This window comes from Halomonas sp. Ps84H-12, from assembly GCF_024124725.1.
In the GTDB taxonomy this organism is placed as follows: Bacteria; Pseudomonadota; Gammaproteobacteria; order Pseudomonadales; family Halomonadaceae; genus Vreelandella; species Vreelandella aquamarina.
In genome coordinates, this window is the sequence record NZ_JAMXSJ010000012.1 from 31,177 (window position 1) to 51,931 (window position 20,755).

Below are 20,755 nucleotides of genomic sequence, written 5' to 3' on the forward strand. Positions count from 1 at the left end.
TAGCCAGGCTATTGTTTAAGAGGTGCGTCATGGCTCATCAAGCACAAATGCGTATTCCCGCCACCTATATGCGGGGCGGCACCAGTAAAGGGGTGTTTTTCACTTTGAGTGACCTGCCCACCGCCGCTCAGGTGCCGGGTGAAGCGCGGGATAAGCTGCTGCTGCGGGTGATAGGCAGCCCCGACCCTTATGAAAAACAAATTGATGGCATGGGGGGCGCCACGTCCAGCACCAGCAAAACGGTGATTCTCTCGAAGAGTGACTCGCCCGATCACGATGTGGATTACCTATTCGGCCAAGTCTCGATCGATAAACCCTTTGTGGATTGGAGCGGCAACTGTGGCAACCTATCCGCGGCGGTAGGGCCTTACGCTATCGCCAATGGCTTGGTCGATCCCGCTAAGGTGCCTCGAAACGGCATCGCGGAAGTGCGTATTTGGCAGGCCAATATTCAGAAAACCATCGTTGCCCAAGTACCCATGGCGGAGGGTGAAGTGCAAGAGACCGGTGATTTCGAGCTGGATGGCGTGACCTTTCCGGCGGCAGAAATCCCCGTCGCGTTTATAGACCCTGCCGATGGTGAGGGCGCGATTTTTCCCACCGGTAACGTGGTCGATGATCTAGAGGTGCCGGGTGTTGGTGTACTGAAAGCAACGCTGATTAATGCCGGTATTCCAACGGTGTTCGTGAATGCTGAGGCGCTGGGCTACACCGGGTGTGAGCTGCAAGAAGCGATTAATGGGGATGCCAAGGCGCTGGAGATGTTCGAAACGATTCGCGCCCACGGTGCTGTCCGCATGGGATTGATTAACCATGTGGAGGAGGCTGCCAGCCGTCAGCATACTCCCAAAGTGGCCTTTGTGGCCCCCGCGGCTAGCTATATGGCATCGAGTGGGAAAGCCATCAATGCTGAAGATATTGACCTAGTGGTGCGGGCGCTCTCGATGGGCAAGCTACACCACGCCATGATGGGCACGGCGGCGGTCGCTATTGGCGCGGCAGCGGCGATTCAGGGTACGTTGGTGAATTTAGCGGCCGGTGGCATTGAGCGTGAAGCGGTGACGTTTGGCCATCCTTCAGGGTCACTTCGGGTTGGGGCGAAAGCCAGCCTGGTAGACGGGCGCTGGCAGATTGATCAGGCGGTAATGAGCCGCAGTGCACGAGTGTTAATGGAAGGGCGAGTGCGAGTGCCCGGCGATACAATTTAAGCGGCTTGTCAGCACCGCCACCGCCGATGTGTAACCGTGCGGTGGCATGTGGTGGGTTGCTTTTTAAATTTACTCTTCAAATTTGATTTGATCACGCATACGGTCAACGGTGGCTGGCCCAATGCCGTTCACGCGGGTCAGGTCATCGGCATTTTCAAAGGCACCGTTGGCTTCGCGCTCTTCAATAATCGCTGTCGCGCGGCTTGGGCCAATACCGGGCAGCTCAGCAAGCAGTTCCTCATCGGCACTGTTGACGTTAATCGGCGCAATGGCTTGAGCCATCGCTGTTCCTGATAGGCCAAGGCTGAGGCTAATAAGTAGTGCGGCTGCGATACGCTTAAACGTTGTCTGCATCGTTAACATCCTTCTGTTTTTTCCATTGGGCCAGTCGCGTACTCAGCACGAAAGGCCATGAGCGCAGCGATAGGAGTGAAGCTTTATTCGCCGCCTTAGTTGAAATTAGCATTTAGAACAGTGAATGCTGTAAGTCATCGACGATGGTTTTTGTAAGCCTTTTGCTACAGGGAAATGGCCAATCGCTTACACTGCAAGCTCTGTGGGGCTGGTACACTAATCAATACCCATCGCGTCAATGGCGCAATTTCCCTTTAAGCGTTCACGAACACGGAGTAAGCGCGTGTCCACCGATTCCCCACTGATTATTGCCCTGGATTACCCTTCGCTTGATGCAGCTCTGTGCATGGCAGACCAGCTTGACCCTACTCGGTGCCGTCTCAAAGTCGGTAAAGAGCTGTTTACGCGAAGTGGCCCTGCCGTACTGGAAGCGCTCCATGGACGTGGTTTCGATGTGTTCCTGGATCTTAAATTTCACGATATTCCTAATACCGTGGCCAGTGCTGTTCAGGCGGCGGCAGAGCAGGGTGTTTGGATGGTAAACGTTCACGCCTCTGGCGGGCGCAAAATGATGGAGGCAGCGGCAAAGCGCTTATCCGACCATCAGCTTACTACGCACTTAATTGCGGTCACGGTGCTGACTAGCATGCAGGCGGAAGACTTGGCGGATGTGGGCATTACTGCAAGCCCTGCTGAGCACGTCATGCGCTTGGCAGCCCTGGCCCAGCAAAGCGGATTAGACGGCGTGGTGTGCTCGGCGCAGGAGGCGGCGCAGATCGAGGCGCAGTGCGGCAGCGCATTCTTAAAAGTAACGCCCGGTATTCGTCCTAGCTTTGCGGCGGCGAACGATCAACAGCGCATCATGACGCCTGCTGACGCAATGCAGGCGGGTAGCACGCATTTAGTGGTAGGTCGTCCGGTCACGCAAGCAGAAGACCCTATGGCAGCATTAGCGGCTATTGAGGCCGAGCTGGTAGGTGGGCAATAGCTATTCGCCCTCGACGCCGGTAATTGGTTTAATAGTGCCCCAGCGGCGGCAGCTGGGGCACTGCCAAGCCAGGCTGTCGCTACTAAACCCACAGCGGCGGCAGCGATGGCGGGGGCGTCCCTTCAGCAGGGCATCGGTATGGTGTTTTAGTAAGAGGAGTCGGGTATCCGGTGTGGCTTTACCAGCGAGCCGTTCACTTTCCAGGTAGAGATCAACTAGGTAATCAAGCCCTCCTAGGCTGGGTGCTTCACTCAGCCACTTGCCGGTTCGCTCGATAGCGCTGTCTACTCCATCTCTTTGATGAACGAGTTCCCCTAGCGTCACAATGACGCTGGTATACGGCGCTTGGCCTAGTAGTTTATACAGGTGGCTTTCCAGGCCGGGTAAGTTGTTATTGCGGGTATAAGCGCGCTGGAGCGCTGGTAGCATGGTCGGTACGTGAGCGATATCCTGCCGGGGTATATGATTAAGCCGCTCGATAGCTTTTGCATAGTGACCATTATCCATCTCTAATTCAGCCAGCATTAAGGTGGCGCGAATACAGTGCTCATCCAACTGAAGCGCTTTTTTAAGGTGCTTACGCGCCATTGCGCGGCTAGATTGATCAATTTCCTGTTGGGCAAGTTCACAGAGCCAGTGTGATGCAGGGCGGCGCATGGCGGGTTGCTGCTTAATCAGCGGTTGAACAACGTCTAGCGCGTCTTGCCACTCTTTTTCTCGCTCAAGTAAATCAATCAGCAGCCGCTTCGCTTCTAGACGGAGCGCTTCGTTCACCGAGTGTTCTAGCAGGCTGCGCAGTAGCCGCTGGGCTCGGTCGTGCACACCCAAGGCGATAAAGTCGCGGGCGAGCTCAAGCTGAATGATTTCATTAGTCGTGGTAGAGAGTGCTGGGCGGGCTAGCAGGTTTTGATGAATGCTAACGGCTTTATCTGCTTCACCGCGGGCACGGAAAAGCTTGCCAAGGGCAATATGAGTATCAATGGTGTCGCTATTAACATCCAATGCATGGATAAAGGTGTTAATCGCTTCGTCGGGCTGCTCGTTCAGCAGATAGTTCAGCCCGACGAAGTATTCCCGTGATAAGCCGGGAGTACGCGAGGCGGGGGAGTGCTGCTGGCGGCGGTAGGCGTAACGGATGCCTAGGCCAAAGCCGATGGCAATGGCTGCCAAGAGTACGCCTAGCAGCACAGCATCATGCATTTACGCCAGTTCCTTCAACCCCTGAGTGCGTAACCGGTCTAGCTCTTTGCGCTGCTGTTTATTGTGACGCTCACTGCGGGCAAGCCGTGCTTTCAGGCGAACATAAACACCCAGCATGGCCAGCATGCCGACAATGACGCCCACCGCTAGGGTGGCTAGTAGCCATACGGAGAGTGATACGGCAGGCAGTTCAGCCCAAATTAGGTTTAAGGCAATGGCTTGCTGGTTATTCACAGCAAACAGAATGCCCACCAGCATCACTACCAATAAAATGACGGCCAGAATCAGCCCTTTGATCCAACGCATGAGAGTTTCCTAATCAGTGACGTTCACGATGATGCTATTGTGTCTGAGTCTGGGCGCGACGTCATCCCGCAGAAGGTCGGATGGCGCTATTAACTCGCTTTAGTAACCTAAAGCGCGGCTCGCATCGACTTGTTCGCGCAGCTCCTTGCCCGGTTTAAAGTGCGGTACGTATTTGCCGTCTAAATCTACCGGGTCGCCGGTTTTAGGATTACGCCCCGTGCGCGGCTTGCGATAATGAAGCGAAAAGCTGCCAAAACCACGGATCTCTACTCGTCCTCCAGTGGCGAGAGCATCGGTCATATCATCTAGGATAATACGCACCGCTGTTTCGACATCCTTGGCGGATAGCTCCGGTTGACGCATCGCAATTTGTTCGATTAGTTCAGACTTGGTCATCGGTTGGCTCCCTGCGTTTAAAGGCCGTAATGCACATGCGACCTCGATAACTTTGAAATCAGCATACTGCGCATAACCGCATAAAACAATTCAGATAAAACAAGGTACTAGGCAAGTTAGTACGAAGCTGATTAACAGCATAGGCGAAGCTTGGCCCTGGCGCGACCCCACAGCTTCGGTATACTGGCTTTTCATTTTCATCTACTCGGAGAGGCTGACGTTGAGCGACGATACTTCCCCCGCCGCTGTGCTTCGTAAGCGGCTTTACTGGCACTCCCGGCGCGGTATGTGGGAGCTGGATCTGCTGTTAATTCCCTTTTTAGAAAAACGCTTCGACACGCTGAGCGAAGAGGAGCAGTTGACGTATCAGCGTTTGATTGAAGAAGAGGATCAAGATTTGTTCGTTTGGCTGATGCATCGTGAGTGGCCTGAAGATCCGGACTTGCGCCATCTTGTGCAAATGATCGTTGAGCATGCTGAAACCACCGATAACACTGCTTATCGCACGCTCTAAGCTGGCAGGCGGGCTTTACGGGGCGTTGGTGCTGGGGCTGGCGATACTAATAGGTTGGGCGATAGGCCATTGGTTAGGGGGATTAACGCTAAGCATTGGAATGGCGTTAGTGTATTGCTCCTATAGTGCGCAGCCATGTGGGGCGCTGCAGCTCACCAAGAACGGCAGCCAGATAGAGGGATGCTGGTTGCTAGCCACTGGAGAGGCGGGGCCGACATTAGGAGTTAGCTGTGACTATCTAGGGCCTTGGCTAGTAGGGCTTCGTATGGGATCACAGCGTCTCTGGTTATGGCCAGACAGTCTCCCAGGCGACAGTCAGCGCGCCCTGCGCCGATGTTTCCATCGGCCTGGTCGATAGTTTGGCAGGGCGTTAGTGCGGAAGCCCTGCTAAACGTAAACTATCTAGTGTCAGCTGAGAAGGGCTGGAGGTGGCCTGATGTTCTGGCCAGTCAATAGAGTAATGCAAGCCCCGAGACTCGTGGCGTTGAGAGGCGGCCAGCACAGTGAGTTGAGCAAGCATAATGGCTTGCCTTAGTCGCATACTTTCTGGGTGCGACATCGCTTTATCTAGCTTTTCCAATTCTTTTTTGATTTCTGCCAGTGCTTCACTGGCGGCAGCAAGGCCTTGGTCGCTTCTTACTATCGATACGTATTGACTCATGACGCTGCGCATCTTAAAGCGGAGCTTTCTAAGTGCCTCTAGTTCCACGTTAATGCTGGGCTGAATGATAGGTGCTTGATGATCACCCCCTGTATTCAGCGGCTCATTGGGTGGCGAGGGCAAGGAGAGCAGATGCCGGGCGCAGCTACGCGCATAAACCAAACACTCAAGCAGCGAATTGCTAGCCATACGGTTTGCGCCGTGGAGGCCGGTGTAGGCCGTTTCGCCAATGGCATAAAGGTTGGCAACGTCGGTAGCGCCAGCGTGGTCGGTAGCGACGCCGCCACAGCTATAATGGGCGGCGGGCACAACGGGGATCGGTTGGCGCGTAATATCCATTCCCCGCGAGGCGCAATGAGCCAAAATTGTAGGGAAGTGATGGCGTATAGAGGCTTCCCCTAAATGGCGTATATCTAGCCAGACGTGCCCCAGTGTGCCTTGCTGAATCTGTGCATCAATGGCTCTGGCCACCACATCTCTAGGCGCTAGCTCGGCACGTGGATCGAGGTCGGGCATAAAACGATGGCCAGCTTCGTTAAGCAGGTGGCCGCCTTCACCGCGCACCGCCTCGCTAATCAGAAAGGCTGGGCCATCCGGGTCGAATAGGCAGGTAGGGTGAAACTGCTGAAACTCAAGATTGGCAAGCGTTGCTCCCAGCTCAGCCGCCATCATCATACCTTCGCCGCTGCTGGGTGCTGGGGTGGTGGTGTGCCGGTATAACCCGCTTGCGCCGCCGGTAGCGAGAACGGTGTGATGGGCATAAAACGCTTGTAGGCGCTGCTCGCTATCGACACCTTGGGCGCCAATGCAGTGGCCCTCAGCGTTACTCAGCAGGGTGAGAATGGTCAGGTCGCTGCGCTGAGTAATGCCAGGGTGGGCAGAGACTTTATTGACCAAGGTTTCAACTACCGCACGACCGGTGGCGTCATCGGCATGAATAATGCGTCGCGCGTTGTGCCCGCCTTCTCGGGTCAGGTGGTAGGGGTAGCGGGCGCTTGGGTCCGGGTCGGGCGTAAACGGCACACCGTTGTCAATGAGCCATTGAATCGCCTCAGGGCCATGGGTGACGGTAAAACGAACGGCGTCTTCATCGCATAGTCCATCACCAGCGATGAGGGTATCGCGTACATGGTCGTCGAGATTGTCATCCGGAGAGAGCACTGCCGCAATGCCGCCCTGTGCCCAGCGGCTGGCTCCTTGATCATCCATTGCCGGACGTACCAGCGTGACTGACAAGTGGTCAGCAACTTCTAGCGCTAGGGTGAGGCCAGCGACGCCTCCGCCGATAATAAGTAGGTCGGTTGTTGGCGTGCTCATAGGGGCCCGCTCCTTCTTTTTGCTATCAAAAGCTGCGCGCGCAACACGCTTTCACAGGGAGGATGGCATCATAGCGTGACCACTGGCGCTTAGCGATGGTGCAGGCAAAAAAGCGAAAGGTAACTGATCGGGTGGGCGTTAAACATAAAAAAGCCGCGTAGATCAGAAGATCTCGCAGCGTCATGTTCTTACTAACAATTCATGGTGCCCGGAGCCGGACTTGAACCGGCACGGGGTTGCCCCCGAGAGATTTTAAGTCTCTTGCGTCTACCAATTTCGCCATCCGGGCAGTGTATCGGCGCTTTAGCAGCAATCGCTACACTGACAATGGAGGCTGGAGTCGGAATCGAACCGGCGTACACGGAGTTGCAGTCCGCTGCATAACCACTCTGCCATCCAGCCTAACAAGTCATTGGCGTGAGCCAAATGGAGCGGGAAAAGAGATTCGAACTCTCGACCCTCGCCTTGGCAAGGCGATGCTCTACCACTGAGCTATTCCCGCTCGACTCGAGGGCGAATTATACGCATCGCTGCGCGCTTGTCAAACAATCAATTTATCAACGGGTTCAAAGAGCTACTGTGCTGCTGACATTTATGCTGCCTACATTGAGCGACTAAGGTGCGGCCAAGCAGCTTTTAGATACTGAACCATTGACCAAAGCGTGAGAGTAGCGGCAGCGTACAGAACAACCACGCCCAGTAGCGCGATTTCGTGCCCTGGCGGGAAGGCCAGCAGTACCAGAATGGCGGCCATCTGCAGCGTGGTTTTTAGTTTGCCAACCCAAGAGACAGCCACCATGCCGCGTTTACCCATTTCGGCCATCCACTCCCGCAGGGCTGAAATAACGATCTCACGACCGATAATCACCAGTGCGGGCAGCGTCAGGATCAGCGTGTCAAAACGCTCAATTAACAGTGCAAGCGCCACGGCGACCATAAGTTTGTCTGCCACAGGGTCTAAAAAGGCACCGAAGGGGGTCGACTGATTCCAGCGGCGGGCCAGATAGCCATCGAGCCAGTCGGTGACCGATGCTAGGGCAAATAAGCCAGCGGCAACCGGCATGCTCCAACTGAAAGGTAGATAAAACAGTACTACCAGTAGCGGGATAAAGACGATTCTTGCCAGTGTGAGTATGTTGGGTATGTTCATCGCAGGGTGCGATCCTTGCCGGAGAATCATGAAAGTCGGAGTGTAATGTGCGGGTTATTCTATCCCCCTTAGCGCATTGCATCCATGTTAAGAACAAGTTTATCCATTCAGTGCCGTATAAATGCTCTCTGCGAGGGCTGCATTAATTCCGGGCACCCTGGCTAGTTCATCACGGCTGGCCTTTTGTACGCCTTGTAGGCCACCAAAAAAGCGCAGAAGTTCACGCCGCCGTTTAGGGCCTATGCCAGGAATATCCTGCAAAGTAGACGTGCGTCGCGCTTTGTCTCGCGCTGCCCGGTGGCCTGCAATCGCAAAGCGGTGGGACTCATCGCGGATATGCTGGATTAAATGCAGTGCCGGCGAAGCCGGATCTAAAGGTAGCGGGTTATCGCTGGTCTCTAAGAAGAGAGTTTCCAGTCCGGCCTTGCGAGTGGTTCCTTTGGCAACGCCTAGTAGAATGATGTTGGTGACCGAAAGGTCGTTTAGTACCCCGCGTGCCATATTGAGCTGCCCTTTGCCGCCATCCACAATCAGAATATCGGGGGCCACTGCTTCTCCGCTTTTTACCCGCTTCAGGCGCCGCGTCAGCGCTTGTTGCATGGCGGCGTAATCATCCCCTGCTGCGATGCCTTCAATGCGGAAGTGGCGATAGTCACTTTTACGCGGGCCTTGATGGTCAAACACCACGCAGGACGCCACGGTGGCTTCGCCCTGGCTGTGGCTGATATCGAAGCACTCAAGCCGCTCTGGCAGTTTTTCCAGTCCCAGCGCTTTTTGCAGTGCCTCAAACCGCTGAGTGAGCTGGGTTTTATTGGCCAGCTGTGATGCAAGCTGCTGCTCGGCGTTGGTCATGGCGAGGTGCTGCCATTGGGCGCGATGCCCGCGCACTTGGCTTGCTACTCTGACTTTTTTGCCTGCTTGCTGAGAGAGGGTATCGGCAATCAGAGTGCTATCTTCCAGCGGGAGGCTAGTAATTACTTCTCCGGGTACGTTATGTGGCTGGCCAAAATAGTATTGACTAACCACTTCGGTCAGAAGTATTTCTGGCGGTAGGTCTAGATCATTCTTTGGCGTATGGTGCCGAGCACCCAGTAGACGACCATCACGCACGCTCAATATGGAGATGCCGAGTGCGCCAGGCCGTTGGGCTAAGGCGAAAACGTCTGCGTCGCCGCTCTCGTTATCCACAAACTGGCGCTGCTGCAGCTGGCGTAGCTGCTGGATTTGGTCACGCAGGCGTGCGGCCTCTTCAAAGTTGAGCGCTTGGCTGGCTGCTTCCATTTCTTGGGTTAATAGCTGGGTCACGTGCTCGCTTTTGCCTTCTAGGCACATCACCGCATGTTCCACATCCCGGCGATACTCCTCTTCTGAGATGTAATCAACACAAGGGGCGCTGCAGCGCTGAATTTGATACTGCAAGCAAGGGCGAGAGCGGTGGGCAAAAACACTGTCTTCGCAGTTACGGATGCGAAAAATTTTCTGCATCAGTGTCAGGCTCTCTTTTACGGCCCCGCTGCTGGGGTAGGGGCCCAGGTAGCGGCCATCGTCGCGACGCTGGCGTGCTCGCTTATATTCCAAAGCGGGGTAGGGGTGGCGGTCAGTGACAAACACAAACGGGTAGGATTTATCATCCCGTAGCAGGATGTTGTAGGGCGGGTGAAGCTCCTTAATTAATGTTTGTTCAAGCAGCAGTGCTTCGGTTTCGCTACGGGTAACCGTAATTTGAATATCGGCAATGCGTGCCACCATCGCCTGGGTTTTGGTATTGAGCTGGCCGCGGAAATAGCTTGCCAGCCGTGCTTTCAAACGCTTCGCTTTGCCGACATAGAGCGTGTTTTGCTCCTCATCCAGCATGCGGTAAACACCGGGTGAAGTGCTGACAGAGCTTAAAAACTGCTTGGCATCAAAAGTCATAGCTGGGCATTGGAGCTCTTAAACGGCAGAAGCTGCGATGGTAGGTCTATCCCATAGTGGCGTCAAAACCTTCGACTAGACCGTGGCGTAAGGCGAGATGGGTCAACTCGACATCACTGGTGACATGTAGCTTATCAAACAAGCGATAACGGTAAGTGTTAACAGTTTTAGGGCTAAGGTGTAGACGGTCAGAAATATCTTGTACTCGCTGACAGTTGACGATCATCAAAGCAATTTGTAGCTCGCGATCAGAGAGCTGGTTAAATGGGCTATCTTCGTCAGTGAAGTGGGCGAGTGCTAGCCGCTGTGCAATTTCTTGGCTTATATAGCGCCCGTTGCGGAAGACTTGGCGAATGGCATCGGTCATTTCCACCGCATCAGTCCCTTTGCTTAAAAAGCCCGATGCACCGGCTTCAAGCATGCGCCTCAGGACGCTGTCCTCTAAGTGGGCGGTAAGAATGATAACCTTAATGTCAGCCAGGGTGCGATGAATACGCCGTGTGGCTTCTAGCCCGCCGATACCCGGCATACGAATATCCATGAGGACAATGTCGGGCTTTAGTTGTCGGCACTGGGCGACGGCGCTCTCTCCATCATCCACTTCGCCCACAATTTTAATATCGGACTCTTCGTTTAGCAGGTGGGCGATGCTGGTTCTCACCAGGTGGTGATCATCGGCAATTAAAACGTTGATCAAAGGTCTGGCTCCTGCAGGTAATCATCGTGGACTCAAGCGATACGCACGCTGCGAACCTATAGAGTGCCACAGCTCTCAGCAAAGGAGAATTAGATGATGCTGGTTTGCTTTAATGCTTGACTCTTACAGTGCTGTGAATTAGTATTCGCCCCGCTGCACGAAACTGGCAGCATGTGGGGCCTTAGCTCAGCTGGGAGAGCGCAACACTGGCAGTGTTGAGGTCAGCGGTTCGATCCCGCTAGGCTCCACCAATATTTCTAAACGCTACGTTATTTATAACGTGGCGTTTTTTTATGCTTGCTTTGTACCCGGTGTGGTGGCGTTTGCTTTCGAGGGCGTTGTGCACAAGCCCGCCCTGCAAAGCATACAGGGCGGGATAGAGGTTAGGCGATAGAGGTTATGCGTCGACTTTGCCTAGTAACAAAAACTCGATCAATGCTTTTTGAGCGTGTAGGCGGTTGCCGGCTTCCTGCCATACTACTGCCCTTGGGTCGTCCAGCAGCGTGAGGCTGATCTCTTCGCCTCGATGAGCAGGCAAGCAGTGTAAAAACAGCACGTCAGATTGGGCGGAGTCGAGCAGGGCTTCAGTTACCTGGAAGCCTGCAAAGTCGGCTTCTCGTTTTGCCTGCTCCTCTTCCTGGCCCATGGAAGCCCATACGTCAGTAGTGATTAAGTCAGCACCTTTAGCCGCTTCTTGTGGGTCGTGGAGCAGGGTGACGCAGTCACCCGCAGCGGCCATGATATCTTCGCGTGGTTCATAGCCTTCCGGGCAGCAGACCCGCAGATGAAAGCCGAACTGGCGGGCGGCGTTGATCCAGGAGTGGCACATATTATTGCCATCGCCAATCCACACCGCGGTGCGACCTTTGACGCTGCCGCGCAGCTCTGTCCAGGTCATTACATCTGCCAGCAGTTGGCAGGGGTGGTAGTCGTCGCTTAGGGCATTAATCACCGGCACGCTGCTGGCGCTGGCATAGGTTTCCAGGCCTTGGTGGGAGAAGGTGCGAATCATGACTGCATCCACCATCTCAGAGAGCACGCGAGCGGTGTCTTCGATTGGCTCACCGCGGCCAAGCTGGGTATCACGAGGAGAGAGGAAGAGCGCATGGCCACCAAATTGCGCCATGCCTGTTTCAAAAGAGACGCGGGTTCGGGTGGACGATTTTTCAAAAATCATCGCCAGCGTGCGGTTTGGTAGCGGTGTGTACACTGGGCCATTAGCTTTAAGATCCGTCTTGATCTTAATGGCACGCTGGATCAAATACGCCAGCTCATCTGGGGTCAAATCCAATAGGGTAAGGAAATGGCGTGTCGCCATGGACTTCTCTCCGCGCAAAAACACCATCCTAGCGATGCAGCAGGGGATGCGCAACGCGGGCGGCATGCGTAGAATGGCGGCCACGCGTTAAGGCCGAGTAGTTTGCTCGGGTATTGGTGTAATCACCAATCCATGGCATTACTAGGTCGTGGGGTTAAAGCCAGTTGACGAATTGCGTAAACTGGCTTGGATCACATCACTTATTTAGGAGCACATTATGAGCACCACTGCCGAAAATATTCAGCGTCAAATCAGCGAAAACCCGATTTTGATCTACATGAAAGGCACCCCCCAACTGCCCCAGTGCGGCTTCTCTGCACAGACAGTGCAGGCGCTGATGAGCTGCGGCGAACGTTTTGCCTTCGTCAACGTATTGGATAACCCGGATATCCGTGCTGAGCTGCCGAAAATTGCCAACTGGCCGACCTTTCCCCAGCTATGGGTAGAAGGCGAGCTGGTAGGCGGCTGCGATATTGTGATTGAAATGCATCAAAACGGTGAGCTTGAAAAGTTGGTAAAAGAAGCCGCCCAACGTGCTGGTGCCGCTGAAGGTGGCGATAACGCCTAAGCGTAACGCCTCATGCCGCTCGGCATCTGCCGGGCGGTTGGCGGGCTGCGGTGCAGCCGCTAGAATGGTGCTCTATGAAGCACCAACAATTAGCATCTACGGTTTACGATAGGTTGTTTAGCATCGACAGTCAGCCCGCCTAAGGAAGTTTTGCTCAATGAGCTATCAGGTTCTGGCCCGCAAATGGCGGCCACGTACATTCCACGAGCTCGTGGGCCAGGCCCATGTTCAACGCGCCTTGGTCAATGCCCTTGATCAGGGCCGCTTACACCACGCTTACCTGTTTACTGGCACGCGTGGCGTCGGCAAAACCACGCTGGCGCGCATTTTGGCGAAATGCCTTAACTGTACCGCTAATGGGCGCGGGGATGAGGGAATTACCTCGACACCCTGCGGTCAGTGCGATAGTTGCCAAGCCATCGATGAAGGCCGTTTTGTCGACCTGATCGAAGTCGACGCTGCTTCGCGAACCAAAGTAGAAGATACCCGCGAACTGCTCGATAACGTTCAGTACGCGCCTACCCAAGGGCGCTACAAGGTATACCTTATTGATGAGGTGCACATGCTCTCCACCAGCAGCTTTAATGCGCTGCTTAAAACGCTGGAAGAGCCGCCACCCCATGTAAAATTTCTGTTAGCGACCACCGATCCGCAGAAGCTCCCCGCCACGGTACTATCCCGCTGTTTGCAGTTTACGCTCAAGCATATGCCGCCTGAGCGGGTAGTCGAGCACTTAACTTATGTGCTGGGCGAAGAGGGGGTTGAGTATGATGAAAGCGCGTTGTGGCTGTTAGGCAAGGCTGCTGAAGGCTCCATGCGCGATGCAATGAGCCTGACTGATCAAGCCATAGCCTTTGGCCAAGGGGCTGTGCGCCATGCTGATGTAGCGGCAATGCTGGGCACGTTGGATCATCGCCATGTGCTGGCCTTGGTTGAAGCGCTAGCAGCGGTAGATGTTCAGAAGTTGCTGGCAGAAGTGGCCCAGCTAGCCGAGCAGGGGCCTGATTTTGCCGCCGTGCTAGATGAGTTAACTGCCATACTCCACCGCTTGGCCGTGGCGCAAATGGTGCCGGATGCAGTGGATAATAGCCACGGTGACCGAGCGCAAATTCAGCAGCTGGCCAGCCGTTTTACCGCTGAAGATATCCAGCTCTACTACCAGATTGGTATCCAGGGGCGTGGCGATATGGTACACGCCCCAGACTTGCGTAGTGCTCTGGAGATGACGCTGTTACGGATGCTGGCTTTCCGCCCTCAGGGCGTTCCCAAGCCACCTGCGACGCCGCTGCCGCTACGCCCTGAGCCTGCGCCGTCAGCAGATGCAACGCCAGCTCCCACAGCACCGCCAAGCGCCCCTGTGTTAGCGGAGCCAGCCGCAAAAAAGCCTGAGCCTGCACCCGCCGCTGCCGAGGCTGAGCCGCCTGAGCCTGCGGTGCAGGTAGCTCCACCAAGTGAGGCGCCCGAGGCATTAGAGCCGCAATATGATGCGCCGCCGCCCTGGTCGCTTGAAGAGGTAGAAAGCGCCGCTACGCTCTCGCCAGAGCCAGAGCCAGAGCCAGAGCCAGAGCCAGAGCCAGAGCCAGAGCCAGAGCCAGAGCCAGAGCCAGAGCCAGAGCCAGAGCCAGAGCCAGAGCCCACTCCATCCTTTAATGTGGCGCCTTCCTCGCTTTCGGCTGAATCGCTGGCCTCGGGAGATCTCTTAAACCACGCCGCGTGGCTGGCTTGTTTTGACGCCTTAGGTTTAGGCGGGCTGACGCGTAACTTAGCGGCACATTGCCAGTTAGAAAGCGATGATGGTGGCACTGTGGTGCTGCGGCTTGACCCCAGCCAGTCCGCCATGAAGGCCGAGGTTCATAACGTGCGCATTGAGCGAGCGCTGAAAGAGATCGGCATACCAAGAAGGGTTCAGTTCAGCGTGGCTGAACTTGACGCCACGCTGGAAACACCCCAGCAACAGGAAGAGCGTTTACAGCAAGAACGCCATGCGCAGGCTGTTGATCTGTTGCATCACGACCCCAATATTCAGAAGTTGCAGCAGGCGTTTGGGGCTACGCTAATTGAGTCAACCGTAAAACCAGCGCCAGAGCCACGTTCCTAACGGCCGACGGCTACCAACTCGCTTATTAATGATTTAGGAGAAGACCGCATGTTTAAAGGCGGAATGGGCAACATCATGAAGCAAGCCCAAGAAATGCAGGAAAAAATGCAGCGCGTTCAAGAAGAAGTGGCCAAAGCTGAAGTGCACGGCGAAGCGGGTGCGGGCATGGTAAAAATTACCATGAACGGCCGCCATGATGTCAGCGATGTGACGATCGACCCCAGCGTGCTGGAAGAAGATAAAGAGCTGCTTGAAGATTTGCTGGCGGCAGCGGTCAACGATGCTGTACGCAAAGTAGAAGCGAACTCCAAAGCGAAAATGGAAGAGGCAACAGCCGGTTTAAACCTACCGCCCGGCTTTAAGATGCCGTTCTAAACCATGCGCTTTTCTCCGCTTGTTGAGCAATTGATGGACGCGTTTCGCGTGTTGCCAGGCGTTGGGCCAAAAACGGCTCAGCGCATGGCGATGCATTTACTAGAGCGTGAACGCCCAGGTGGCCAGCGATTAGCCGCAGTGATTCAGCAGGCGATAGAGGAAGTAGGCTACTGCCAGCGCTGCCGTACGCTCACCGAAGCCGATATTTGCGCGCTGTGCGAGAGCTCTCGCCGTGATGATGCACTGTTGTGCGTGGTTGAATCGCCCGCAGACCAGCTAGCGATTGAAGAGGCTGGCGGTTTTCAAGGGCGCTATTTTGTACTGCATGGTCACCTTTCACCGCTAGATGGTATTGGCCCGGAAGCTATCGGGCTGGAGTTGCTCGAAAGCCGTGTAGCTGAAGGCAATATTCGTGAAGTCGTTCTTGCTACTAACCCTACGGTAGAGGGTGAGGCGACAGCGCATTACATTGCCTCTCAGCTTGCGCATTACGGTGTATCCTTTTCTCGTCTCGCCTATGGCGTGCCGATGGGCGGTGAGTTGGAGTATGTGGATGGCGGTACATTAAGCCGCGCTTTTAATGGTCGCCAGCCCTTTGCTAGCGATTAATGCTGATAATAAACGCAAGCGCTGATGCGGTTGTGCCAACCCGGAAGATTGCTTTGTCCTCTTCAACTTCTGCTTTGTATCAATGGATTGATAGCGCCGAGGCGTTAGACGCCGCCTGTGAACAGGTTTCCGGTGCCAGCGTTATTGCCTTAGACACCGAGTTTTTCCGCGAGAATACGTTTTTCCCCATACCGGCGCTGATTCAGTTTGCCAGTCATGAAGTGGCATATTTAGTCGACCCGTTATCAACACCCTGCACCAACGCTTTTAAAGCGCTATTGCAAAATAGCGCGGTGAAGCTGCTGCATGCCTGCAGTGAAGATTTAGAAGTCTTCCAACGCTGGGCGGGCGTGTTGCCTACGCCGCTGGTGGATACCCAGGTGGCGCAAGCCTTCTTAGGCGAAAATCCTGGCATGGGTTACCAAAAACTTGTAGAGCACTGGGTAGGCGAAACGCTTCCCAAAGAGGAGACACGCTCTAATTGGCTGGAGCGTCCGTTAACGTCTTCTCAATGTGAGTACGCCGCGCTAGACGTAATTTACTTGCTTAAAGTGTGGCAGCTTCAAGCGGAAAAACTCGACGCCTTAGGGCGGCGTGAGTGGTTGGACAGCGAGTGCGCCAGCTTGATCGAACAGGCAGGACGCAGCGTTGAAAACGACGGCCAGTGGTATACCCGCCAGCGCCAGCTTTGGCGATTGACGCCTCGCCAGCTTGAGGCCTACCGGCTAATGACGATTTGGCGCGAGGGCGAAACCCGCCGTCGAGATTTACCGCGTAATTGGCTGGTGAGCGATAAGCTGCTGTTCGTTGTGGCAGAAAAAATGCCCAAAAACCGCTATGAGCTAGCCGAGGTTGAGGGCATTAAGCCGCCGCTGGTCAAAAAAGAGGGCGATGCTCTACTGGCGCTAGTGAAGCAGGCCCAGCACTGTCCAGAAAGCGACTTACCTACGCGTTGGCCAGACCCCATGCAGCCTGCGTTTAAGCGTTGTTTCAAGGCGATTAAGGGAGTAGTTGCCGAAAAAGCAGCGGCTCTTAATATTGCTCCGGAAATGTTGCTGCGTCGCCGGGATATTGAGGCGCTGGTCATGCAGCGGCTTGCACACCAGCCATTACAAGAACTGAGTGGTTGGCGCGATACCTGCTTAACGCAAGCGATTCATCAGGCGCTTGAGGAGTCATCTTTATGAGCGAAAAACTGCTATGCGAGATTTTTAAAAGCTCGCGCAAAGACGAAATGTACCTCTACGTGGATAAGCGTAAAGGAATGGAGACAGTGCCTGAGGCGCTGATGGAGACCTTTGGTAAGCCGGTTCCTGTGCTAACGATGATGCTGACCGCTGATAAGCCGCTTGCCCGCGTGAAGGCTGCCGATGTGATGGCTGCGATTGAGGAACAGGGATTTTACCTACAAATGCCGCCTGCCAAAGAGCCCTACTTACTGGACATTCATCGCGCTCAGACGACAGATCGCTCGTGAGTTATCGGCGCATTAGCGTGGTGCAAAAGCGATGAACTTTCTTGCCCACGCATGGCTGGCTCAGCCGGGGGACGACGGCTTTCTTTACGGTAATTTGATTGCCGATGGTGTGAAAGGTAGCGACCTTTCTGCTTGGTCGCCAAGCGTTGCCTGTGGCATTCGCCACCATCGGCGAGTTGATGCCTGGGTAGACCAGCATCCTAGCGTTATGATGGCCAAGCAGCGCGCTCCTCAGGCTCAAAGACGCTATGCGGGCATTGCGCTGGATGTTGTGTGGGATCATTTTATTTCTCGCCAGCAGGAGGGGGCTAGTCAACATCAACTGATTGATCGCTGCTATCGATTACTCAGCGCGTGGCCCGCGCCACAACGTCTAGCGACGATGATGCCGGTGCTGGTTGAGCACGACTGGTTGCGCCGTTATGCTGATTTTGATTTTACATGTCGTGCGGTGGCGGGCATCGGGCAGCGCCTTTCCGGCCCCAACCGTCTGGCTGAATTAGTGCCCTGGCTGCGTGAAGACTACACTGCTTTAGAGGCGGATTTCAGCGTGTTATGGAGTGAGTGCCGGGAGGCGCTGACCAGTGATGGTAAGACAAGCTGAGATTAGCTGGCTGCTATAGCCTGCCTAACGTTAATGTTTAACCGGGGTGATTAGACGATGGAAACCGCGTTGCGCGAGCGCTTCTGGGAACGCTATTCGTTGGAAGAGCTAACGCCTCCAGAATGGGAAGCCCTGTGTGACGGCTGCGGTCAGTGCTGTTTGCTAAAGCTGCATGATGATGAGACGCAAGAGCTGGCCATTCTTAACGTAGCGTGCCGCCTGCTGGATACTCATAGCTGTCAGTGCAGCGATTATGAAAACCGCTTTGAGAGCGTGCCTGACTGCACCCAGCTGACCCCAGCGCTGGTAAAAGAGTTTACTTGGTTGCCGCAAACCTGTGGGTACCGACGAGTGGCGGAAGGTCGCAAGCTGGCAGGATGGCATCCCTTGCTAAGTAACGATGCTGAACGAGTCCATCGAAAAGGCATCAGCGTCAGAGGGTTTGCTGTGTCCCAAGATGAGGTGCCAGAAAGGCAACTCGAAGAGCATATAATTGCCGTTCTTCCTATGTCGTGATTTTCATGTTTGAGCCCCTGCCGTAGCCTTCCTTGGCGTACGCTTAGACCGCTGGCGAATGCACTGTTAGCTAGCGGTTTTCGTTTTGCTGCTATCCCAAATCGTTAAAAAAGCCTCTTTAAGAGCCGAGGGTTGCGGCTGGGCAGCGGCTTTTTTGGTTGCCTGAGTGTTAGCGGGCTTCGTTGGGGTATCCCAAATGGTGGGAAACTGTTCCTGATATTTCATCGTGTTACTCCTAATGATCAGCTATATAGACGTTGGTATATAAAACTTATGGTTAGTATGCCGTAAAAATTATTTTATGGAAAGTATTTTCATAAAATAAATGGCGTAAAAAAAGCAGCGCCTTGGCGCTGCGAGTGGTTGTATCTAAGGCGTTAACGGACTCTCTGCCAGCGACACCTCTGCTAACCCTAGCGCCCACAGAATAAACGCATCCTGGCGGGCTGTATCGCGCCACGCCTTAAACCTTCCTGATGCGCCGCCGTGGCCGCTGCTCATATCGGTATGCAGCAGGATAGGCGCAGCCCCCTGCTGTGCCTGACTCACTCGGGCGTAGAATTTGGCGGGTTCCCAGTAGCTAACGCGGGTATCGAACCAACTACCCTCAATCCAAAGCGCTGGGTAGCGCTGCGAGCGGATGTTATCGATAGGTGAATAACCGGCGATACGTTCAGCCACGTCGGGTGCCTCAGGATTACCCCACTCGGTATACTCAGCGGTGGTGAGCGGCAGCTCTGGGTTCTGCATGGTGCGCAGTACATCCAGGAAAGGAACATCCAGCACCGCCGCGCAGAAGGCCTCCGGCGCACGGTTGATGCAAGTACCCACCAGCAATCCGCCTGCACTGGCACCGTAGGCGACTATCCGCTCAGGCTGGCTGATATGGGCGGCTACAAGCGCTTCACGGGCGGCTAAAAAGTCGTGAAAGCTGTTCTCTTTATGAGCCATCTTGCCTGCTAAGTACCACGGTTCGCCGCGCTCACCGCCGCCGCGCACATGGGCCACAGCAAAGGCCACGCCGCGCTCCAGTAGCTCTAAGCGAGCAATCGAGAACCAGGGGTCCAGCGCTTCACCGTAAGCACCGTAACCGTATAACAGGGTGGGCAGTGGCTGGCCTGCCAAGTCTGCTCGCATGACCACCGATACCGGGACTTGCTCGCCATCGTGGCTGGTGGCCCATATTCGGCGGCTGACTAGCTGCTCTGGAGCGAGACTGCCATGAACGGGCACCTGTTTTAAGAGCGTGCGTACACCGCTATCGAGGTCTAAGGCATACCAGCTCGGAGGGCGGGTAAACGACTCTTCGCGCAGGTGCAGCGTGCGTGCATTAAAGTGTGGCGAGTCTTCCAGCAGCTGTGAACAGGGCGTTTCGGGCAGCTCAATGTAGCTATCAAGCAGCGTTTGATGGTGACTATCCAGCTCCAAGCGCCGCAGCAGTACCTGCGCATCCTGATGGCTTCTCTCAGCCAGTATCAAGCCCCACTCAAACGCATCAACCCCTTCCAGTGTCGCGTCATCGCGATGCGCAATCAGCGGCTGCCAACTGGCGTTATCGCTTTCGGCGCGCATATCCAGCTGAAAGTGGGGGCCCGTCTGGTTGTGTAGGCGATAAAAGACCCCTGGCCGATGATCAATGCTGACTTCCACGCCCGGCTCGCGGGCATGCAGGCAAACGAGGGGTGTTTCGGGCTGGTCGGCAGGTAGGGCGAGAACTTCGGTGGTGTCTTTTGAGCCGCTCTCGATGATCAGCCACGCTTTAGAGCGCGTTTTACCCACGCCTACCCAAAATTCTGGGTCTGCCTCGCGTAACACCAGGGTCGGTGTCTGCATAGGGGCATGTTCTGCGAACGCGACCCATAGCCGCCATAGGCTGTCAGGGCGCTGGGTATCGTCGAAACGGGTAAACAGCAGCGTGGCGCCGTCTGCAGTTTGGTCCTCTGCCCAGCAAACGCTGGGTCCGATATCGCTAAGTAGTTGGCGCGGCGTGCCGTTAGGCAGCGCTTTTAACCAGAGTGTGAAGCGTTCATCGCCCTGGGTATCTTCGGTCCAGGCGAGCCACTGCTCATCCGGGGAGAGCGCCATATCACCCATGTCGTAGAACGGCTGCTCGGCAGCGCGCTCGCGAACGTCAAAAAAACAGCTTTTTTGCTCAGGTTGGCCATTTGGGTAACGCCACCAGCAGGGGTAATCATCCTCAGCGCCGGTCTCGCTCCAGAACGTAAAGTGGTCAAGCGCTGTCTCTAGACTTTTCACCGCCAATTCACGGCGCGCTAGGTGCGAGTGGTAAAGGGTGTCTGCGAGGGGGGAGAGCGGTGCAAACCAATCGGCATGCTGCTGGTTGGCCGCGGTAAGAAAATCGCTGACATCAGCGCTTTCGCGGTTTTCTAACCAGTGCCATTCAGGGTCATCGGCGCGATAATAGCGCGCTACGGGCGAGCCTTCGTGCATACCAGGCTGTGCTTTCATAAATTGATAGGTACCA

At 55.1% G+C, this 20,755-nt stretch carries 21 protein-coding genes and 4 tRNA genes; 12 read left to right on the forward strand and 13 right to left on the reverse strand.

Annotated elements, in window-relative coordinates:
* Window positions 1-29 precede the first annotated feature (29 nt).
* The gene (prpF, locus tag NH344_RS07930) at window positions 30-1,208 is read left to right on the forward strand and encodes a 2-methylaconitate cis-trans isomerase PrpF (RefSeq protein ID WP_062375731.1); all 1,179 of its coding nucleotides are present in this window, start codon (window positions 30-32) and stop codon (window positions 1,206-1,208) included.
* A 69-nt stretch (window positions 1,209-1,277) separates the two neighbouring features.
* Here the strand turns inward: prpF and NH344_RS07935 are convergent, their stop codons facing one another.
* The gene (locus NH344_RS07935) at window positions 1,278-1,562 is read right to left on the reverse strand and encodes a ComEA family DNA-binding protein (protein WP_044628113.1); all 285 of its coding nucleotides are present in this window, start codon (window positions 1,560-1,562) and stop codon (window positions 1,278-1,280) included.
* A 283-nt stretch (window positions 1,563-1,845) separates the two neighbouring features.
* On the opposite strand from NH344_RS07935, the gene pyrF reads away from it, so the two are divergent.
* A complete protein-coding gene (pyrF, locus tag NH344_RS07940) occupies window positions 1,846-2,550 on the forward strand; it encodes an orotidine-5'-phosphate decarboxylase (RefSeq protein ID WP_058576291.1) in 705 nt (234 codons plus the stop codon).
* Here the strand turns inward: pyrF and lapB are convergent, their stop codons facing one another.
* The 3 genes from lapB to NH344_RS07955 form a co-directional block, all read right to left on the reverse strand.
* Complete coding sequence (lapB, locus tag NH344_RS07945) at window positions 2,551-3,750, reverse strand: lipopolysaccharide assembly protein LapB (RefSeq protein WP_253027735.1); 1,200 nt, start codon at window positions 3,748-3,750, stop codon at window positions 2,551-2,553. It abuts the gene before it with no gap.
* Window positions 3,751-4,056, reverse strand: coding sequence for a LapA family protein (locus NH344_RS07950; protein ID WP_044628110.1), 306 nt, complete (start codon window positions 4,054-4,056; stop codon window positions 3,751-3,753).
* Window positions 4,057-4,155: 99 nt separating this feature from the next.
* Complete coding sequence (locus NH344_RS07955; protein WP_044628109.1) at window positions 4,156-4,452, reverse strand: integration host factor subunit beta; 297 nt, start codon at window positions 4,450-4,452, stop codon at window positions 4,156-4,158.
* Window positions 4,453-4,672: 220 nt separating this feature from the next.
* Between NH344_RS07955 and NH344_RS07960 the strand changes: the two genes are divergently transcribed.
* On the forward strand, window positions 4,673-4,966 hold the full coding sequence (locus tag NH344_RS07960) for a succinate dehydrogenase assembly factor 2 (RefSeq protein WP_044628108.1): 294 nt from the start codon (window positions 4,673-4,675) through the stop codon (window positions 4,964-4,966).
* Between the two features lie 370 nt (window positions 4,967-5,336).
* Here NH344_RS07960 and nadB read toward each other — a convergent pair whose 3' ends face one another.
* From nadB to uvrY, 7 genes are all read right to left on the reverse strand, one after another.
* The gene (gene nadB, locus NH344_RS07965) at window positions 5,337-6,944 is read right to left on the reverse strand and encodes an L-aspartate oxidase (protein ID WP_172416048.1); all 1,608 of its coding nucleotides are present in this window, start codon (window positions 6,942-6,944) and stop codon (window positions 5,337-5,339) included.
* 202 nt (window positions 6,945-7,146) lie between these two features.
* A tRNA-Leu gene (locus tag NH344_RS07970) sits at window positions 7,147-7,233 on the reverse strand.
* 39 nt (window positions 7,234-7,272) lie between these two features.
* Window positions 7,273-7,346: transfer RNA gene (locus tag NH344_RS07975), tRNA-Cys, on the reverse strand.
* Between the two features lie 25 nt (window positions 7,347-7,371).
* Window positions 7,372-7,446 (reverse strand) — tRNA-Gly (locus NH344_RS07980).
* A 99-nt stretch (window positions 7,447-7,545) separates the two neighbouring features.
* Window positions 7,546-8,094: a CDP-diacylglycerol--glycerol-3-phosphate 3-phosphatidyltransferase gene (pgsA, locus tag NH344_RS07985; RefSeq protein WP_172416049.1), complete on the reverse strand. Its 549-nt coding sequence runs from the start codon at window positions 8,092-8,094 to the stop codon at window positions 7,546-7,548.
* A gap of 99 nt (window positions 8,095-8,193) precedes the next feature.
* Window positions 8,194-10,008: an excinuclease ABC subunit UvrC gene (gene uvrC / locus NH344_RS07990; protein WP_253027736.1), complete on the reverse strand. Its 1,815-nt coding sequence runs from the start codon at window positions 10,006-10,008 to the stop codon at window positions 8,194-8,196.
* A 46-nt stretch (window positions 10,009-10,054) separates the two neighbouring features.
* Window positions 10,055-10,705, reverse strand: coding sequence for a UvrY/SirA/GacA family response regulator transcription factor (gene uvrY / locus NH344_RS07995; protein ID WP_213262232.1), 651 nt, complete (start codon window positions 10,703-10,705; stop codon window positions 10,055-10,057).
* A 175-nt stretch (window positions 10,706-10,880) separates the two neighbouring features.
* Here uvrY and NH344_RS08000 point away from each other — a divergent pair.
* A tRNA-Ala gene (locus NH344_RS08000) sits at window positions 10,881-10,956 on the forward strand.
* Window positions 10,957-11,102: 146 nt separating this feature from the next.
* On the opposite strand, the gene argF is transcribed toward NH344_RS08000, so the two are convergent.
* Window positions 11,103-12,023 (reverse strand): ornithine carbamoyltransferase, encoded by a 921-nt coding sequence (argF, locus tag NH344_RS08005; protein ID WP_044630133.1) that lies wholly within the window; start codon window positions 12,021-12,023, stop codon window positions 11,103-11,105.
* 217 nt (window positions 12,024-12,240) lie between these two features.
* Here argF and grxD point away from each other — a divergent pair, with 217 nt between their 5' ends.
* The 8 genes from grxD (at window position 12,241) to NH344_RS08045 (ending at window position 18,270) form a co-directional block, all read left to right on the forward strand.
* Window positions 12,241-12,591 (forward strand): Grx4 family monothiol glutaredoxin, encoded by a 351-nt coding sequence (gene grxD, locus NH344_RS08010; RefSeq protein WP_044630132.1) that lies wholly within the window; start codon window positions 12,241-12,243, stop codon window positions 12,589-12,591.
* A gap of 157 nt (window positions 12,592-12,748) precedes the next feature.
* Complete coding sequence (gene dnaX, locus NH344_RS08015) at window positions 12,749-14,689, forward strand: DNA polymerase III subunit gamma/tau (protein ID WP_253027737.1); 1,941 nt, start codon at window positions 12,749-12,751, stop codon at window positions 14,687-14,689.
* Window positions 14,690-14,737: 48 nt separating this feature from the next.
* Window positions 14,738-15,064: a YbaB/EbfC family nucleoid-associated protein gene (locus NH344_RS08020; RefSeq protein WP_044630130.1), complete on the forward strand. Its 327-nt coding sequence runs from the start codon at window positions 14,738-14,740 to the stop codon at window positions 15,062-15,064.
* Window positions 15,065-15,067: 3 nt separating this feature from the next.
* Entirely contained in the window at window positions 15,068-15,673 is a 606-nt protein-coding gene (gene recR / locus NH344_RS08025) for a recombination mediator RecR (protein WP_044630129.1), read from the forward strand.
* A 53-nt stretch (window positions 15,674-15,726) separates the two neighbouring features.
* On the forward strand, window positions 15,727-16,860 hold the full coding sequence (gene rnd / locus NH344_RS08030) for a ribonuclease D (RefSeq protein ID WP_253027738.1): 1,134 nt from the start codon (window positions 15,727-15,729) through the stop codon (window positions 16,858-16,860).
* A complete protein-coding gene (locus NH344_RS08035) occupies window positions 16,857-17,150 on the forward strand; it encodes a YcgL domain-containing protein (RefSeq protein WP_044630128.1) in 294 nt (97 codons plus the stop codon). The genes rnd and NH344_RS08035 overlap by 4 nt, the downstream gene beginning before the upstream one ends.
* 31 nt (window positions 17,151-17,181) lie before the next feature.
* Entirely contained in the window at window positions 17,182-17,754 is a 573-nt protein-coding gene (locus NH344_RS08040; protein WP_228168997.1) for an ACP phosphodiesterase, read from the forward strand.
* 57 nt (window positions 17,755-17,811) lie between these two features.
* Window positions 17,812-18,270: a YcgN family cysteine cluster protein gene (locus tag NH344_RS08045; protein ID WP_044630126.1), complete on the forward strand. Its 459-nt coding sequence runs from the start codon at window positions 17,812-17,814 to the stop codon at window positions 18,268-18,270.
* A gap of 369 nt (window positions 18,271-18,639) precedes the next feature.
* On the opposite strand, the gene NH344_RS08050 is transcribed toward NH344_RS08045, so the two are convergent.
* On the reverse strand, window positions 18,640-20,739 hold the full coding sequence (locus NH344_RS08050) for a prolyl oligopeptidase family serine peptidase (RefSeq protein ID WP_253027739.1): 2,100 nt from the start codon (window positions 20,737-20,739) through the stop codon (window positions 18,640-18,642).
* Window positions 20,740-20,755 lie beyond the last annotated feature (16 nt).

Bases quoted from the DNA above. Each gene is read 5' to 3' on its own strand.
- prpF (WP_062375731.1), top strand. From the start codon at position 30: ATGGCTCATCAAGCACAAATGCGTATTCCCGCCACCTATATGCGGGGC.
- NH344_RS07935 (WP_044628113.1), bottom strand. From the start codon at position 1,562: ATGCAGACAACGTTTAAGCGTATCGCAGCCGCACTACTTATTAGCCTC.
- lapB (WP_253027735.1), bottom strand. From the start codon at position 3,750: ATGCATGATGCTGTGCTGCTAGGCGTACTCTTGGCAGCCATTGCCATC.
- NH344_RS07950 (WP_044628110.1), bottom strand. From the start codon at position 4,056: ATGCGTTGGATCAAAGGGCTGATTCTGGCCGTCATTTTATTGGTAGTG.
- NH344_RS07955 (WP_044628109.1), bottom strand. From the start codon at position 4,452: ATGACCAAGTCTGAACTAATCGAACAAATTGCGATGCGTCAACCGGAG.
- nadB (WP_172416048.1), bottom strand. From the start codon at position 6,944: ATGAGCACGCCAACAACCGACCTACTTATTATCGGCGGAGGCGTCGCT.
- pgsA (WP_172416049.1), bottom strand. From the start codon at position 8,094: ATGAACATACCCAACATACTCACACTGGCAAGAATCGTCTTTATCCCG.
- uvrC (WP_253027736.1), bottom strand. From the start codon at position 10,008: ATGACTTTTGATGCCAAGCAGTTTTTAAGCTCTGTCAGCACTTCACCC.
- argF (WP_044630133.1), bottom strand. From the start codon at position 12,023: ATGGCGACACGCCATTTCCTTACCCTATTGGATTTGACCCCAGATGAG.
- grxD (WP_044630132.1), top strand. From the start codon at position 12,241: ATGAGCACCACTGCCGAAAATATTCAGCGTCAAATCAGCGAAAACCCG.
- dnaX (WP_253027737.1), top strand. From the start codon at position 12,749: ATGAGCTATCAGGTTCTGGCCCGCAAATGGCGGCCACGTACATTCCAC.
- NH344_RS08020 (WP_044630130.1), top strand. From the start codon at position 14,738: ATGTTTAAAGGCGGAATGGGCAACATCATGAAGCAAGCCCAAGAAATG.
- recR (WP_044630129.1), top strand. From the start codon at position 15,068: ATGCGCTTTTCTCCGCTTGTTGAGCAATTGATGGACGCGTTTCGCGTG.
- NH344_RS08035 (WP_044630128.1), top strand. From the start codon at position 16,857: ATGAGCGAAAAACTGCTATGCGAGATTTTTAAAAGCTCGCGCAAAGAC.
- NH344_RS08040 (WP_228168997.1), top strand. From the start codon at position 17,182: ATGAACTTTCTTGCCCACGCATGGCTGGCTCAGCCGGGGGACGACGGC.
- NH344_RS08045 (WP_044630126.1), top strand. From the start codon at position 17,812: ATGGAAACCGCGTTGCGCGAGCGCTTCTGGGAACGCTATTCGTTGGAA.
- NH344_RS08050 (WP_253027739.1), bottom strand. From the start codon at position 20,739: ATGAAAGCACAGCCTGGTATGCACGAAGGCTCGCCCGTAGCGCGCTAT.